The 14,079-nt window shown below is 69.3% G+C and carries 9 protein-coding genes; 8 read left to right on the forward strand and 1 reads right to left on the reverse strand.

The features are described 5' to 3' along the window. The first annotated feature begins 54 nt into the window (after positions 1 to 54). The gene (locus MEBOL_RS24565; RefSeq protein WP_095979736.1) at positions 55 to 1,332 is read left to right on the forward strand and encodes a phospholipase D-like domain-containing protein; all 1,278 of its coding nucleotides are present in this window, start codon (positions 55 to 57) and stop codon (positions 1,330 to 1,332) included. On the opposite strand, the gene MEBOL_RS24570 is transcribed toward MEBOL_RS24565, so the two are convergent. Next, the gene (locus MEBOL_RS24570; protein WP_095979737.1) at positions 1,329 to 1,817 is read right to left on the reverse strand and encodes a DUF2381 family protein; all 489 of its coding nucleotides are present in this window, start codon (positions 1,815 to 1,817) and stop codon (positions 1,329 to 1,331) included. The genes MEBOL_RS24565 and MEBOL_RS24570 overlap by 4 nt on opposite strands. A 172-nt stretch (positions 1,818 to 1,989) precedes the next feature. On the opposite strand from MEBOL_RS24570, the gene MEBOL_RS24575 reads away from it, so the two are divergent. The 7 genes from MEBOL_RS24575 to MEBOL_RS24605 all read left to right on the forward strand — a co-directional run bounded on the left by MEBOL_RS24575 (position 1,990) and on the right by MEBOL_RS24605 (position 14,067). Continuing rightward, positions 1,990 to 2,781, forward strand: coding sequence for a DUF2381 family protein (locus MEBOL_RS24575; RefSeq protein WP_157775446.1), 792 nt, complete (start codon positions 1,990 to 1,992; stop codon positions 2,779 to 2,781). Beyond that, positions 2,778 to 4,664: a serine/threonine protein kinase gene (locus MEBOL_RS24580; protein WP_095979739.1), complete on the forward strand. Its 1,887-nt coding sequence runs from the start codon at positions 2,778 to 2,780 to the stop codon at positions 4,662 to 4,664. Before MEBOL_RS24575 ends, MEBOL_RS24580 begins: the two co-directional genes overlap by 4 nt. Positions 4,665 to 4,824: 160 nt before the next feature. Further along, positions 4,825 to 7,341, forward strand: a complete 2,517-nt coding sequence (gene ligD / locus MEBOL_RS24585) for a DNA ligase D (protein WP_245918814.1) — start codon at positions 4,825 to 4,827, stop codon at positions 7,339 to 7,341. Between the two features lie 45 nt (positions 7,342 to 7,386). After that, a complete protein-coding gene (locus MEBOL_RS24590) occupies positions 7,387 to 8,553 on the forward strand; it encodes a cyclic nucleotide-binding domain-containing protein (protein WP_170115582.1) in 1,167 nt (388 codons plus the stop codon). A 119-nt stretch (positions 8,554 to 8,672) separates the two neighbouring features. Further along, the gene (acnA, locus tag MEBOL_RS24595; RefSeq protein WP_095979742.1) at positions 8,673 to 11,405 is read left to right on the forward strand and encodes an aconitate hydratase AcnA; all 2,733 of its coding nucleotides are present in this window, start codon (positions 8,673 to 8,675) and stop codon (positions 11,403 to 11,405) included. Positions 11,406 to 11,560: 155 nt separating this feature from the next. Continuing rightward, complete coding sequence (locus tag MEBOL_RS24600) at positions 11,561 to 12,445, forward strand: alpha/beta fold hydrolase (protein WP_095979743.1); 885 nt, start codon at positions 11,561 to 11,563, stop codon at positions 12,443 to 12,445. Between the two features lie 143 nt (positions 12,446 to 12,588). Beyond that, positions 12,589 to 14,067 (forward strand): response regulator, encoded by a 1,479-nt coding sequence (locus tag MEBOL_RS24605; protein ID WP_157775448.1) that lies wholly within the window; start codon positions 12,589 to 12,591, stop codon positions 14,065 to 14,067. Positions 14,068 to 14,079: the final 12 nt, after the last annotated feature.

Genomic DNA, 14,079 nt, shown 5'->3' on the forward strand with positions numbered 1-14,079 from the left:
CACTCGGCGCGAGTGGTTGCCGGATGACCTTGGCGTTCCCAAGCTTGCTCCACCATGCGTGAGTGGGATGGAGGCAGGGGCGGGGAGCTGAGGGTTCGGACCGTGGACGCGCCGGAGCAAGAGGCCGTCCGTCCGCCCGCTTCCTCGCCCCGCTGGAACACCCACGTCTCCACGGCGCTGCTGGCGCGCTACTACCTGCCGCCCTCGCATTCGCCGCTCCAGGGCAACGCCTGTGAGTTGCTGCGCGATGGGACCGAGGTCTACCCCGCCATGCTGCACGCCATCCGGTGTGCCCGGCGCTCCGTGCACCTCGAGACGTACATGTTCCTGTCCGACGCCGTGGGCGAGCTGTTCGGCGAGGCGCTGGCGGAGGCGGCCGGGCGCGGCGTGCACGTGAAGGTGCTGTATGACGCCCTGGGCTCCTGGTCGAGCCGGAGTGAGTTCTTCGAGTCGCTGCGCGCTCGCGGCGTGGACATCCGCCCCTTCAAGCCCTTCAGCAGCCTGGGGCGGGGCGTGCGCCATCTGTTGCGGCGCGACCACCGGAAGATCCTCTCGGTGGATGGCGAGGTGGCCTTCATCGGCGGGGTGAACATCGCCGTGCACTGGGCGCCCCGGGGCCATGGGGGCGAGTGCTGGCGCGACGACGTGCTGCGGGTGGAGGGCCCCGCGGTGCACGAGCTGGAGCGCCGCTTCGTGGCCACCTGGCGCATGGCCTTCCAGGACAGGTTCCGCTCCTGGCGCGAGGGCCGCCGGTTGCGCAAGCAGCTGCGCCGTCAGACGGTGGGCGGTACGCGGGGCGACGTGGGTCTGGCGGTCCTGTCCAACCGCCGCAGCATCCACCGCGCCTACCTCCACGCCATTTCCCGGGCGCGCAAGAGCGTGCTGGTGGCGGCCGCCTACTTCGTGCCGGATCGCAAGCTGGTGGCCGCGCTGCGCGACGCCGCCGCTCGCGGTGTGGAGGTCCGCCTGCTGCTCAACGCCAAGGGCGACCATCCGTGGATCATGAACGCCACGCGCGCCTTCTACGAGAAGCTGCTCACCGCGGGCGTTCGTATCTTCGAGTGGGAGCGGTGCGTGCTGCACTCGAAGACGGCGGTGGTGGACGGGGCGTGGGGCACCATCGGCTCGTTCAACCTCGAGCGGCTGTCCTTCTTCTTCAACCACGAGGCGAACGCGGTCTTCGCCGATCCCCGGTTGGGCGCTCAGATGGAGGAGGGCATCCGCCGCGACTGCGACGACTGCCGCGAGGTGGACCTCGCTTCGTTCCGCCGCCGGCCGCTCTGGCGCAAGATGCTGGAGCGCGTGTTGTACGTCTTCCGCCGGGTCATCTAGAGGGGCTGCTCGGGGCTGCGCCGGACTCGCAGCCACACGTCCGTCACCAGTCCGGCCTTCACCAGCGTCAGCTCCACGCGCCCTCCATCCAGGTAGGCCACGGAGAGGGGCACCCGCTCTCCGGGCTCCAGGTGGTCGATCATCCCCACGAGCAGTTCGCCGTCCTTCGCGCTCAGCTCGATGCGGCCCCGCGCTCCCTTCATGGTGGTGCTCACCAGATCCACCCGCCCATCCAGCAGCTCCACGGACGTGGGAAAGCCCTTCGTCACGCGCAGCTCCCGCTCCGCCGGAGCTGGGTCCTCGTAGAGGTTGAGGTCTCGCTGCTCCACGTCCCATCCCGGGGGCAGCGGCAGATCGAGGCTCGTTCGTGCCCGGGAACTCAAGGGCATGAGGCCCAGCAACAGCACCATCCCCCGCAGCATGGCGGCCGGGAGGCGAGGGGACGACAGGCCATCGGAGTCCGGATCATCGGGAGAGTCGGACATGTGTTCTCCATGCAAGACTTGATTTCAGAAGTCACGTTCTCGTGGATGACCTCGAAAGTCAACCTGTTCTTGCCCGGCCAGCGTTCTCCCGAATACCTTCGCCGCTTTCACGACGAAGGTTCCTCGCGTGCGCTGCGTTTCCTGGACCGCTCTCCTCGTACCGTTCTTGTTCGTGCCCTCTCCGGCTCCCGCCCAGGAGCCGCCGCCTGGCCGGATGTCCCGTCACCGCTCCGTCCATGTCTCCCTGGAGCCCGGTGGTGGCCTGCCCGAGATCCACGTCGCGGGTGGTACCGCCACGCTCGTGTCCGTGGGCGCACCGCTCGCTGACGGAGGGCCGGTCCTCGACGACGCGCGAGGTCGGGTCCGGCTCGTTCCCGTGGAGGGCGCGGCCTTCCTCCTCCTGCCCGCCGCCGACCTCCCCGTGGGCGAGCGCCTGCGGCTCACCGTGCCGCTGGCGCGGGGCGATTCGCTTCAGTTCGCGCTCACCTCCGTCGAGGACGAGGTGGACACCGAGGTGAAGCTCCTCCTCCTCCAGTCCCCCGACGCGGATGCCAGGGGCTTGGAGGACGTGGCCCGGTTCCTCAACTCCTCCTCTCGGGAGCAGCCCGTGGCGCTACCCCTGCTGCCAACGCGGAGCCGCGTGAGCGGAGACACGAGCGTGCGGCTCAGGTCGGTCCTGCGACTGGGGCGGCACGTCTTCGTTTCCTTGCTCCTCTGGGATCGGCGAGCGGACGCCGAGGCCTGGAGGCGGCTCCGATTCCGTGCCGCCGTGAAGGGTGGGTCCGTCGTGGCGCTGCCCGCGTTGCGGGTTTCCTCGTTGGTTTCAACCGCCATCCTGAATCAGCACACCTTCGTGACCGTTCTCCCCGATGGCGCCGAACGGCTGGACGTGGCGCTGAACGGCGAGAGCGCTCCGGAATCCACTTTCTGCCTGCCCCTTCCCCGCGAGACGCCGACACCATGAACAAGGCCCTGCATCCCAACCAACTTCGTCCGGGCGACCACGTGCGCGAGTACCGGATCATCCGGCGCCTGGGCTCGGGTGGCTTTTCCATCGTCTTCCTGGTGGAACACGAGGGGAACCCCTACGCCCTGAAGATGGCGCTGCAACCCGTTTCGGAGGTGGATGAGGACCAGGTGGATGGATGGATCCGCCGGGAGGCGGTATCCCTGGAGCACCTGGTCCATCCCAACCTGCTGCCCATCCATGAGCTGGGCCGATGGCCGTTGCCGCGCACGGGCTACTCCTTCTTCGTCACCGACTACGTTCCGGGCACGACCTTCTATGAGTGGAGCCGCCGCCGTCACGTCACGCCCCATCAGTGGGTGCGGGTGCTGGGTGAGGTGCTGCGCCCGTTGGAGGCGATGCACGCGCGGGGGATCTGCCATCGTGACCTCAAGGCGGACAACGTGATCGTGCGGGAAGGGGACGAGCGGCCCTTCCTCATCGACTTCGGCGCCGTTCATCTGCCGGGCGCGCGTCCATTGACCGAGGGCATCGCCCCGGGGACGCTCTACTGTCAGCCTCCCGAGGCCATCCGCTTCGTGATGAGCGCGGATGCTCTCCAGAAGGGCGCTCGTTTCGAGGCCCATCCCAGCGCGGACCTCTACGCGGTGGGCGTCCTTCTCTATGAGGCGCTGACGGGTCATCACCCCTTCAATCCGAAGTTGCCGGTGAATCACCTGCTGCTGGCCATCCTCTCCGTGCCTCCCGTGGATCCCAGGCAACTCAACCCCCGGGCTCCCGATTCGTTGTGCGAACTCGCCATGCGACTGTTGGCGAAGGACCCCGCTCAGCGCCCCGCCAGTGCGCGTGAGGTGCGAGAAGAGCTGGAGCGCCTTCGCGCGGACGAAGGCGACACGGTTCCCTGGTGGACTCCGGGCCTGCCGTACCGCGACCTCGGGGTGTCATCGAGGCCGGTGAACGGCGCATTGGTTCCCATGAAGGGGCCCCTGTCTCCACGGGCCAGACCCCCGGCGCGCCGGACGAGCGCACGCGTGGCATTGGCGCTCGGGGTGGGGTTGGTGGGATTGCTAGGGTGGGCCCTTCTCCACACCGAGGAAGCTCCTCCCGTGGAGGCCACCGCGCCGGTTTCTCCGGCGCCCTCCGACCCAGGAGTGCCACCCGTGTCGTCCTTTCAGCCCGACCCGTCCCGTCCTCTACCCGCTCCCTCGACCCAGGCGCCCGCGCGCGGGTGCTCCCGGCTCCAGGCCCTGCTGGGCGTGACGGTGGCTCAGCTGTTCGGCTGTGCCACCGTTCCGGCCGTGCGGCCAGACCCCAGCGGCTACCTCGACAAATGCCCGTACGAGGCACGCGAGAACATCCGGAAGCTCGGGTTCGAAACGGGGCTCGGGTACTGGTTTCCCACCTACCTCCAACCGGGCCCCACGGTCTCCTCGGTGTCGCATCGGCTCGTGGAGGAGGGCGCGGCCTTGAACGTCAAGCCGGGGCCCATCGCGGCCCACATGTACCCGTATGCGAATGACAAGTTCGTGCGGATCCTGGGCACGGCGGTGACCACGCGGATGCGCGTCTACATCGAGTTCGATCGGCTCGTGCTTCCCGATGGGACCTGGCTGCCCATCTGTGGCGCCGCCGCCAGCACCTTCGAGGACATCTACGGCATTCCGACCCGCGAGGGAGTGGAGTTCCCGGACACGGCGGTGGACCCGGCCAAGGTGGACCACAGCCCCGGCAGTGTCGTGCTCAATGATCCCCAGTTCATGACCGTCATCGAGCCGCCCGAGGGGGAGCAGCGCGCGAGGATCGAGCAGGTGGACCCCAACGAGAAGCCGCGGATCGACTTCTCGGAGCAACTGGAGGAACGGAAGCGACAGAAGAAGTAGGCGGATGACCTGGGGCGTCTCCACCCGCGCCCGACGGGCGAGGTGAAGGAGGCGGGCGGGGTGGGGGGGCCAGGGGTCGCTTTGCCTGATGGGTGGGGCGTGCCGACCTTCAGGGGTGATGACGACCTCGCGACGCGCAAGACCTTCTGCCCGGAAGCGCTTGGGCACCTACCGCGAGAAGCGTGACTTCTCGCGGACCTCCGAGCCCTCTCCAGAGGTTTCCGCGCCCGCCGGTGGGGGCGTCTTCGTGGTGCACAAGCACGACGCCACGCGGCTGCACTACGACCTGCGGCTGGAGATCGACGGGGTGCTCGTCAGTTGGGCCATTCCCAAGGGCCCGAGCCATGACCCGGCGGACAAGCGGCTCGCGGTCCAGACCGAGGACCACCCCCTGGCCTATGCCACCTTCGAGGGCCGCATCTCCGAGGGGAACTACGGAGCGGGGGATTCGCTGCTGTGGGAGTCGGGCACCTTCGACACCGTGCCTCCGGGTGAGGCCTCGGCGCAGCTCGCGCGGGGCCGGCTGCACGTGGCGCTGCATGGCCAGAAGCTCGAGGGCGAGTGGCACCTCATCCGCACGCGTCCGGTGGGCAAGAAGGCGCAGTGGTTGTGCATCAAGGCCAAGGATGGCACCGAGCGCCCTGGCTATGACGTCACCGTCGAGCGTCCCGAGTCCGTGAAGTCCGGCCAGCGTGTCACCCGCGGGCCCAAGCGCCGGACCGCGTCCAAGGCCAAGGCCAAGGCCACGCCCAGGCTCCGCTCGCCCCAGGCCCTCCTGGCGCGGGTGGGCACGCCCATGCTGGCCACGCTCGCCCAGGTGGAGGCCACGGACGCGGCGGACTGGCGTTTCGAGGTGAAGTACGACGGCTTCCGCGCGCTCGCGGCGGTCCACGGCGGACGGGTGGCCCTGCACTCGCGCGGAGGCCATGACCTGTCCGAGCGCTTTCCCGCCATCGCCCAGGCCCTCGAGGCGCTGGGGAAACACGAGGTGGTGCTGGACGGGGAACTCGTGGCCCTGGATGCCCAGGGCCGTTCGCGCTTCCAACTGCTCGGCAAGGGCGCCGAGGAGCGCTTCGTGGTGTTCGATGTCCCGTGGCTCGACGGGGAGGACCTGAGCCCGCTGCCGCTGGAGGAGCGCCGGAAGAAGCTCGAGGGGCTGCTGGCGCGGGTGAAGCCACCGCTCGCGCTCGCCGAGCGGGTGGAGGGGACCGCGCGGCAGGCGCTCTCCCAGGCGCGGCGGCGAGGGTGGGAGGGCGTCATGGCCAAGCGCGTGGGCTCCGTCTACGCGCCGGGCCGGGGCGAGGCATGGCTCAAGCTCAAGGTCCAGGCCAACCAGGAGGTGGCCATCGTGGGCTTCACGCCCATGGCCAACGAGCGGCCGGAGATTGGCGCGCTCCTGGTGGCGGTGCGTGAGGACGGGGCCTGGCGTTACGCGGGCAAGGTGGGGACGGGTTACTCCACGCAGGTGCGGCGCGATCTGTTGAAGCTCCTGTCGCGCGACGAGGTGAAGAAGCCCCTGGTGAAGGAAGCGCCGCGGGTCCGTGACGCCTTGCGCCACGAGGAGGCCGTCTGGGTGAAGCCCCGCCACGTGGCCCAGGTGGCCTTCACCGAGTGGACCGAGGACGGACGCCTGCGCCATCCCTCCTTCCAGGGGCTGCGAAACGACAAGCGCCCCGAGGAGTGTGTGCGCGAGCGGCCGCGCGAGACGCCCGTGCGCCGGGGCCCCTCCGCGCGAGGGCCGCACCGGGAGACGGGACGCAAGGCGCGTCCGGGGAAGCGGGCCGCGGGACGGACCGCCACCGCCCGGAAGGGCGCCGCCGGGGAGCCGGTCGTGCTCACCCATGGGGAGCGGGTGCTGTTTCCCGCGGTGGGACTCACCAAGGCGGACGTGTTCGCGTGGTTCCAGGACGTGGCGCCCCTGATGGTGCCGGCGCTCGCGGGCCGGCCGCTCACGTTGCAGCAGTGGCCCCAGGGGATCCAGGCGCCCGGCTTCTTCCGCCAGGGGGTGGAGAGCGCGCCGGACTGGCTCACCGTCACGCGCATCCGGCACGAGGCGCGGCTCTTGTCCCACGTGGTGGTGGACAGGCCCGAGTCGCTGCTGTGGCTCGCCAACCAGTCCGCGCTCACCCTGCACATGTGGTCGAGCCGGGTGCCGCACCTCAAGCAGCCCGACTGGGTGGTGTTCGATCTGGATCCCGGTCCCAAGGGGACCTTCGAGGAGCTGATCGAGCTGACGCTGGGCCTGCGGCGTCTGTTGGAGCGGCTCGGCCTGGCGAGCGTGCCCAAGACGTCCGGCAAGCGGGGCCTGCACGTGTTGGTGCCCCTGGCGCCGGGCCATACCTACGCGCGGACAAGGGCGTTCGCACTCCAGGTGTTCGAAGCGCTCGCCCAGGAATACCCGGAGTTGGCCACCACCGAGCACGCCAAGACGCGGCGTGAAGGGCGGCTGTACCTGGACGCGGGCCAGAACGCCTGGGGCAAGACGGTGGTGGCGCCCTACTCACTCCGGGCGCTGCCGCACGCGCCCGTGTCCACGCCGCTCAAGTGGTCGGAGGTGACGCGCCGGTTGGACCCCACACGGTTCACCCTCGAGACCCTGCGGCGGCGCCTGGACAAGGTAGGCGACCTGTTCGCCCCCGCCCTGGAGGGAGGGCAGACGCTCCCGTCTTCCTCTTGAGCTTCCGGTGGGAAGCCGGCCAGGAAGTGCTAGGGTGCCGCGCCCGTGAGCGTACACACGGATGAGAGCGATGCGGATGCCGTTGTCCGACAGCGAGCCCTGGCGGGGAGGATCGCTTCCCGGGGACGGGTGGACCAGGCTCTCTCCGAGTTGAGACGGCTCGAGCAGCTCGGCGCGCCAGGAGAGGCCGCCGCCGTCTGCGAGGCGCTCGCGCGGCTGTGGGCCCAGGGCAGCCAGCTCCTCCGGGCCATCGTGATGTGCAAGCACCTGTCGTGGCTCGATCCGGGGCACAAGCGCACACAGACCTTCATCGCCAACCTCTACGCCCGCTATCCCGCGAGCCCCACGGAAGAGGGGGGAGATCGGGTGCTGGATGACCTGGAGTTGTTGCTGCCCGAACGAGAGGACTCGGTGGCGGTGCCCCTCTTCTCGATGCTGAGCCAGGAGGCGTTCGCCGCGCTGCTCGACGCGGTGGAGGTGCGGCACTACGGGGTGGGCCTGCCGGTGATCCGCGAGGGGGACCAGGGCTCCTCCATGTTCTTCCTGGTGGAGGGGCGGGCGGACGTGCTGCGGCTGCTCGAGGGCCGGGGTGCTCCGGCGGAGTCGGTGGGGGAGGGGGGCGTCTTCGGGGAGATGGCGCTGCTCACCGATGGGCCCCGGATGTCGACGGTGATGCCCTCGACGCCCTCGGTGCTGCTGGAGCTGTCGCGGGCGCGGCTGACGGAGATCGCCCAGACGTACCCCCTGGTGGAGCGCGTGGTGCGGGGCTTCTGCCGCAAGCGCGCGGCGGACCAGCTCATGCGCACCCACTCCATCTTCTCCTCCCTGCGCCAGGCGCAGCGGCGCAGCCTCTCGCGGGAATTCGAGCTGCGGCGCGTGGACGCGGGCGTGGCGCTGCTCACCGCCGGGGAGATGGGGGATGGTCTCTATCTGCTGCTGCGCGGCCGGTGCACGCCCTACTACATCCGCGAGGACGGCCAGGAGATTCCCCTGGCGGTGTTGCGCGAGGGGGACGTCTTCGGGGAAATCTCCCTGCTCCTGGACAAGCCGGTGACGGCGACGGTGCGGGCGGACGTGCCGGGGGTGCTGCTCAAGCTGAGCCGTCCGGCGTTCGAGCGCCACATCTCCACCCAGCCGGGCCTGCGCGACGCACTGACCCAGCTGGCCACCGCTCGCCTCCAGAGCACGGCCCGTCTGCTCTCGGGACGTTGAGTGCTTCGCTTCGTGCTGGCGCGGGGGCCCGCGCGCTGGCCTTTGCAATTGCAAGCCGCTGTCGGCGGGCCTAGAAGACCCTTGATTCCTTGCGGATGGAAAGAAGGACGGCACCTACAATGACGGACAGTTTCAAGAGCAAGAGCCAGCTCAAGGTGGGCTCGGCCACGTACGACATCTACAGCCTCGCCAAGGTGGGCAAGGACCACGCGTCGGTGGCGCGCCTGCCCTTCTCGCTGAAGATCCTGCTCGAGAACCTGCTGCGCAATGAAGATGGCCGCGTGGTCAAGCGCGAGCACGTGGAGAAGATGCTCGCCTGGGATCCCAAGGCCGAGCCCGACACGGAGATCTCCTTCCACCCCGCGCGCGTGCTCCTGCAGGACTTCACGGGCGTGCCGGCGGTGGTGGACATGGCCGCCATGCGCGAGGCGCTCGCGGCCCTGGGTGGAGATCCCACGAAGATCAACCCCCGCAACCCGGCCGACCTGGTCATCGACCACTCCTTCCAGGTGGACGTGTTCGGCACCTCGGATGCCTTCCGCGCCAACGCGGAGCTGGAGTTCGAGCGCAACCAGGAGCGCTACGCCTTCCTGCGCTGGGGCCAGAACGCGTTCAAGAACTTCCGCGCGGTGCCGCCGGACATCGGCATCTGCCACCAGGTGAACCTGGAGTACCTGGCCCAGGTGGCCTTCCGTCAGGGCAGCACGGTGTATCCGGACACGCTCGTGGGCACCGACAGCCACACGACGATGATCAACGGCCTGGGCGTGGTGGGCTGGGGCGTGGGCGGCATCGAGGCCGAGGCGGTGCTGCTCGGCCAGCCCATCACCATGCTGATTCCCCAGGTGGTGGGCTTCAAGCTCACGGGCAAGCTGCCCGCGGGCGCCACGGCGACGGACCTGGTGCTCACCGTCACGCAGATGCTGCGCAAGCGCGGCGTGGTGGGCAAGTTCGTGGAGTTCTTCGGTGATGGCCTCAAGGGCCTGTCCCTGCCGGACCGCGCCACCATCGCCAACATGGCGCCCGAGTACGGCGCCACCATCGGCTTCTTCCCGGTGGACGAGGAGAGCCTCAACTACCTGCGCTTCACGGGCCGTCCCGAGGAGACCGTGGCGCTGGCCGAGGCCTATTTCAAGGAGCAGGGCCTCTTCCACACGGAGAACACCCCGGACCCCGTCTTCACCGACACGCTCACCCTGGACCTGTCCACGGTCGTCCCCAGCCTCGCCGGCCCCAAGCGCCCGCAGGACCGGGTGACGCTCAAGGACATGAAGGCCACCTACGAGAAGTCGCTCGTGGAGATGCTGGCCGCGGGCAAGAGCAAGGGCGAGGACGACGAGGGCGGTGGCAAGGCGAAGGCCCCCGCGGCGGCCGTGCCCCCCGAGCGCCTCAAGCAGACCGTCACCGTGAAGGCGGGCAACCAGTCCTACGAGCTGGGCCACGGCGCCGTCGTCATCGCCTCCATCACCTCGTGCACCAACACCTCCAACCCGGCGGTGCTCCTGGGCGCGGGCCTGCTGGCCAAGAAGGCCGTCGAGCGCGGCATCAACGTGAAGCCCTGGGTGAAGACGAGCCTCGCCCCCGGCAGCCGCGTGGTGACGGACTACCTCAAGGAAGCCGGCCTCATGCCCTACCTGGAGGCGCTCGGCTTCCACGTGGTGGGCTACGGCTGCGCCACCTGCATCGGCAACTCCGGCCCCCTGCCGGATCCCGTCACCGAGGCCGTCACCTCGGGTGACCTGGTGGTGGCCGCGGTGCTCAGCGGCAACCGCAACTTCGAGGGCCGCATCAGCCCGCACGTGCGCATGAACTACCTGGCCTCGCCGCCGCTCGTGGTCGCCTACGCCCTGTCCGGCGAGGTGGGGCGCGATCTGGACACCGAGCCCCTGGGCACGGACCGCAACGGCCGCCCGGTGTTCCTCAAGGACATCTGGCCCACCAACGAGGAGATCCGCCAGGCCATCTCCACCGCGGTCAAGCCCGAGCAGTTCCGCCACCAGTACTCGCGCGCCATGGAGGGCGACGCGCTCTGGCAGCAGCTCAAGGTGGATGGCGGCAACACGTTCAAGTGGGACCCCAAGTCCACCTACGTGCGCAAGCCGACCTTCCTGGAGAACATCCCCGCCGAGCCCAAGCCGCTCGCCGACATCAAGGGCGCGCGCGTGCTCGCGCTCCTGGGGGATTCGGTGACCACGGACCACATCTCTCCCGCGGGCAACATCGCGAAGACGAGCCCGGCGGCCAAGTACCTCATGGAGCAGGGCGTGGAGCCCAAGGACTTCAACTCCTACGGGGCGCGCCGTGGCAACCACGAGGTGATGGTGCGCGGCACCTTCGCCAACATCCGCCTCAAGAACCTGCTGGTGCCCGGCGTGGAGGGCGGCGTGTCCGTCCACATCCCCACGCGCGAGCGCATGAGCATCTACGACGCCTCGCAGAAGTATCAGCAGGAAGGCACGCCGCTCGTCGTCCTCGCCGGCGCCGAGTACGGCACGGGCTCCAGCCGCGACTGGGCCGCCAAGGGCACCGCGATGCTCGGCATCAAGGCCGTCATCGCCAAGAGCTTCGAGCGCATCCACCGCTCCAACCTCATCGGCATGGGCGTGCTGCCCCTGCAGTTCGAGGCGGGCCAGGACGCGCAGAGCCTGGGCCTCACCGGCCACGAGACGTTCGAGATCTCCGGCGTGGCCGATAGCCTCGCGCCGCAGAAGAAGCTCACCGTGAAGGCCACGGGCGAGGGCGGCACCAAGGAGTTCACCGCGCTGTGCCGCATCGACACGCCCAATGAGCTCGACTACTACCGCCACGGCGGCATCCTGCTGTACGTGATGCGTCAGCTCGCCAAGAGCTGAGGTTTTTCCGCTCCCGGCGGGAAACTACCATCGGCCCGGTGTGCCTTTTCATGGCGCACCGGGCCGTCTGTTTTCAGGGGGGGAGGGGTCTTCCTGTCTTTCAATGAAGCGTAGTAAGATAGACCTTCCACTGCTTCCGGGGGGGGGAGCGCGGAATGTCTCTGTCCATCTACGAGCGGCTCAACGTGCGCGTCTTGGGGTCCATGGGGCCCCCGCTCATCTTCGCGCATGGCTTTGGTTCCGAGCAACGCGCCTGGCGGCATCAGGTGGCGGCATTCAAGGACCGCTACCAGGTCATCCTCTTCGACCATGTGGGGTGTGGCCGTTCGGATTTCAACGCGTACAACGCGGAGCGCTACAGCAGCGTTCATGCCTACGCGGAAGATGTATTGGAATTGTGTGAGGAATTGGACGTGCACGACGGAATCCTCGTCGGGCACTCCGTCAGTGGGATGGCGGGCATGCTGGCGGCGATCGCCGAGCCCCATCGCTTCCAACAGCTCGTCTTCGTCAAGGCCTCGCCGCGCTACCTCAATGACGTGGGCTACGTGGGGGGCTTCGAGCCCTCCCAGCTCGACGCGCTCTTCGCGGACATGGCCACCCAGTTTCATTCCTGGGCGGCGGGCTTCGCCAGCCAGGTCGTCAACATGCCGGACATGCCGGAGCTGGCGCGGGAGTTCGCACGGACCCTGTCCTCCATGCGTCCGGACATCGCCCTGGCGACCGCGCGATTCATCTTCGAGTCCGACTTCCGCGCGGAGCTGCCGCGCCTGAAGACGCCCACGCTCATCCTCCAGTCCGGTGGGGACATCGCCGTGCCCGACGAGGTGGGGCTCTACATGGCCCGGAACATCCCGCTCGCGCAGCTCGCGCGCATCGACGCGCGTGGCCACCTGCCTCACCTGAGCTCTCCCGCGGCGGTGAACCAGGCCATCCAGGACTTCCTGTCGCACCGCCCACCGCGTGAATCGACCCGGAACTCGTCGTTCCTCAACGCCATCAAGGCGCGGTCGAATTCGTTCAAGGATCATCTGAACTGACGTCCGGAGCCGTTGGATTCGACCCTGGGGGGGAACACCACGATGCGGACATTGCCCGGTAGCGGGAAGGTCATGCCATGGGAGCGCGCTCCGTGAGCGGGCGGGCTGCCCACGATGTTCGCCTCGGGCTTCGGCGGTTGCCCTTGCGACTTCGATGGACCCTGGCCGGGGGGCTCGCGTGCGCCCTCGTGGCCCTCGGCTTCTTCTTCACCTTCAGCACTCACCTGGAGGCCCGGGCCTGGCGGGAGCTGCGCGTCCGGACCCAGGATGTCGCGCGGTGGGTGGCGCTGAGCGTCGAGTCCGCGTTGGAGCGGGGTGATGCCGTGGACGGGCAGCGCCAGGTGGATGTGCTCGCCATGGTGCCCGACGCCCTCTTCGGGGTGTTGTCGCGCGAGGACGGCACGCTCCTGGCCGCCTGGCACCCCGAGCGGGTTCCTCCGGCGGTCTGGAAGGAGGGCGGGGCCGTCGTCTCCGGAATGGTGCTCGCCCGGCGCGCCGTGTACACCCCGGCGGGTGTTCGGGGCACGCTGCTGGTGGGCCTGAGCACCGGCGTCATGGAGCGAGAGCTCCAGCACCTGCGTGGGCTCGCGGGTTTGTGGAGCCTGGTGCTGTGGGGGCTCGGCGTGGTGGCCCTCTTCGGGCTGGGCGGTCCGTTGATGCGGCCGCTCGAGCGCGTCACCGAGGCGATCGAACGGCTCTCCCGGAATGCTCCCGTTCCGGGTGAGTCCCCGGAGGAGCCCGGGCGCGGCGAGCCCGAGCGTCTGGCCGCCGCGCTCTCGCGTCTGGAGATGGGGGGGCGCGAGCAGGTGGACGTGCTCGACACCCTGGTGGGCGAGGCGCGCGAGCACCAGGAGCGGCTTCATGTCCAGCAGGGCCTGCTCGATGCCCGGATGCGCGAGCTGCGGCTCCTGAGGGATCAACTCGTCGTCGCCGATCGGCGCACCTCGGTGGGGACGCTCTTGGCGGGCGTGGCGCACGAAATCAACAACCCGCTGGCCTACATCACCGCCAACATCCAGTTCTCCCTGCGGGAAGTCCAGAGGTTGGAGCAGGTGGGGGTGGACCCCCAGCCCGAGGTGCACAGCGAGCCGGGGCGGGGCAGCACCTTCACGGTGATACTTCCAGCCGCGTGCTCTCCGGGCCGGGACGTAGCCCCGGGCGGGTTGGCGCTCGCGAGGACCCAGCGGGCCCGGCTGCTCGTGGTGGATGACGAGCCCCGCGTGGGGATTTCCCTTCGCCGGGCCTTGAGCCGGGAGCACGAGGTGACCGTGGCGTCCAGCGCCCGCGAGGCGCTCGCCCGGATGTGTCAGGCGGAGCCCTTCGACGTCATCCTGTGCGATCTGATGATGCCGGAGATGAACGGCATGGAGTTCTTCCAGGAGCTGGAGCGCACCCACTCCGCCCAGGCCGGCTCGGTGCTGTTCCTGACCGGAGGCGCCTTCACGGAGGAGACGCGGGCCTTCCTCGAGGAGCACTCGGACCGGTTGTTGCGCAAGCCCATGGACATGGACGTGTTGCGCGAGCGGCTGCGCCGGGTGATCGACGGGCAACGCCTCGCCGGCAGCACGCGGGAGAGCGGGGCCTCCCGGGAGGAGCCGTCCAACGTGGACCTTCTCGCGTGAGCGGGCGCTCCC

The organism is Melittangium boletus DSM 14713, assembly GCF_002305855.1.
Taxonomy (GTDB): domain Bacteria; phylum Myxococcota; class Myxococcia; order Myxococcales; family Myxococcaceae; genus Cystobacter; species Cystobacter boletus.

What these genes read in the sequence shown, in the direction of transcription:
- MEBOL_RS24565 (WP_095979736.1), top strand. Translation starts at nt 55, where the DNA reads ATGCGTGAGTGGGATGGAGGCAGGGGCGGGGAGCTGAGGGTTCGGACC.
- acnA (WP_095979742.1), top strand. Translation starts at nt 8,673, where the DNA reads ATGACGGACAGTTTCAAGAGCAAGAGCCAGCTCAAGGTGGGCTCGGCC.
- MEBOL_RS24580 (WP_095979739.1), top strand. Translation starts at nt 2,778, where the DNA reads ATGAACAAGGCCCTGCATCCCAACCAACTTCGTCCGGGCGACCACGTG.
- MEBOL_RS24570 (WP_095979737.1), bottom strand. Translation starts at nt 1,817, where the DNA reads ATGTCCGACTCTCCCGATGATCCGGACTCCGATGGCCTGTCGTCCCCT.
- MEBOL_RS24600 (WP_095979743.1), top strand. Translation starts at nt 11,561, where the DNA reads ATGTCTCTGTCCATCTACGAGCGGCTCAACGTGCGCGTCTTGGGGTCC.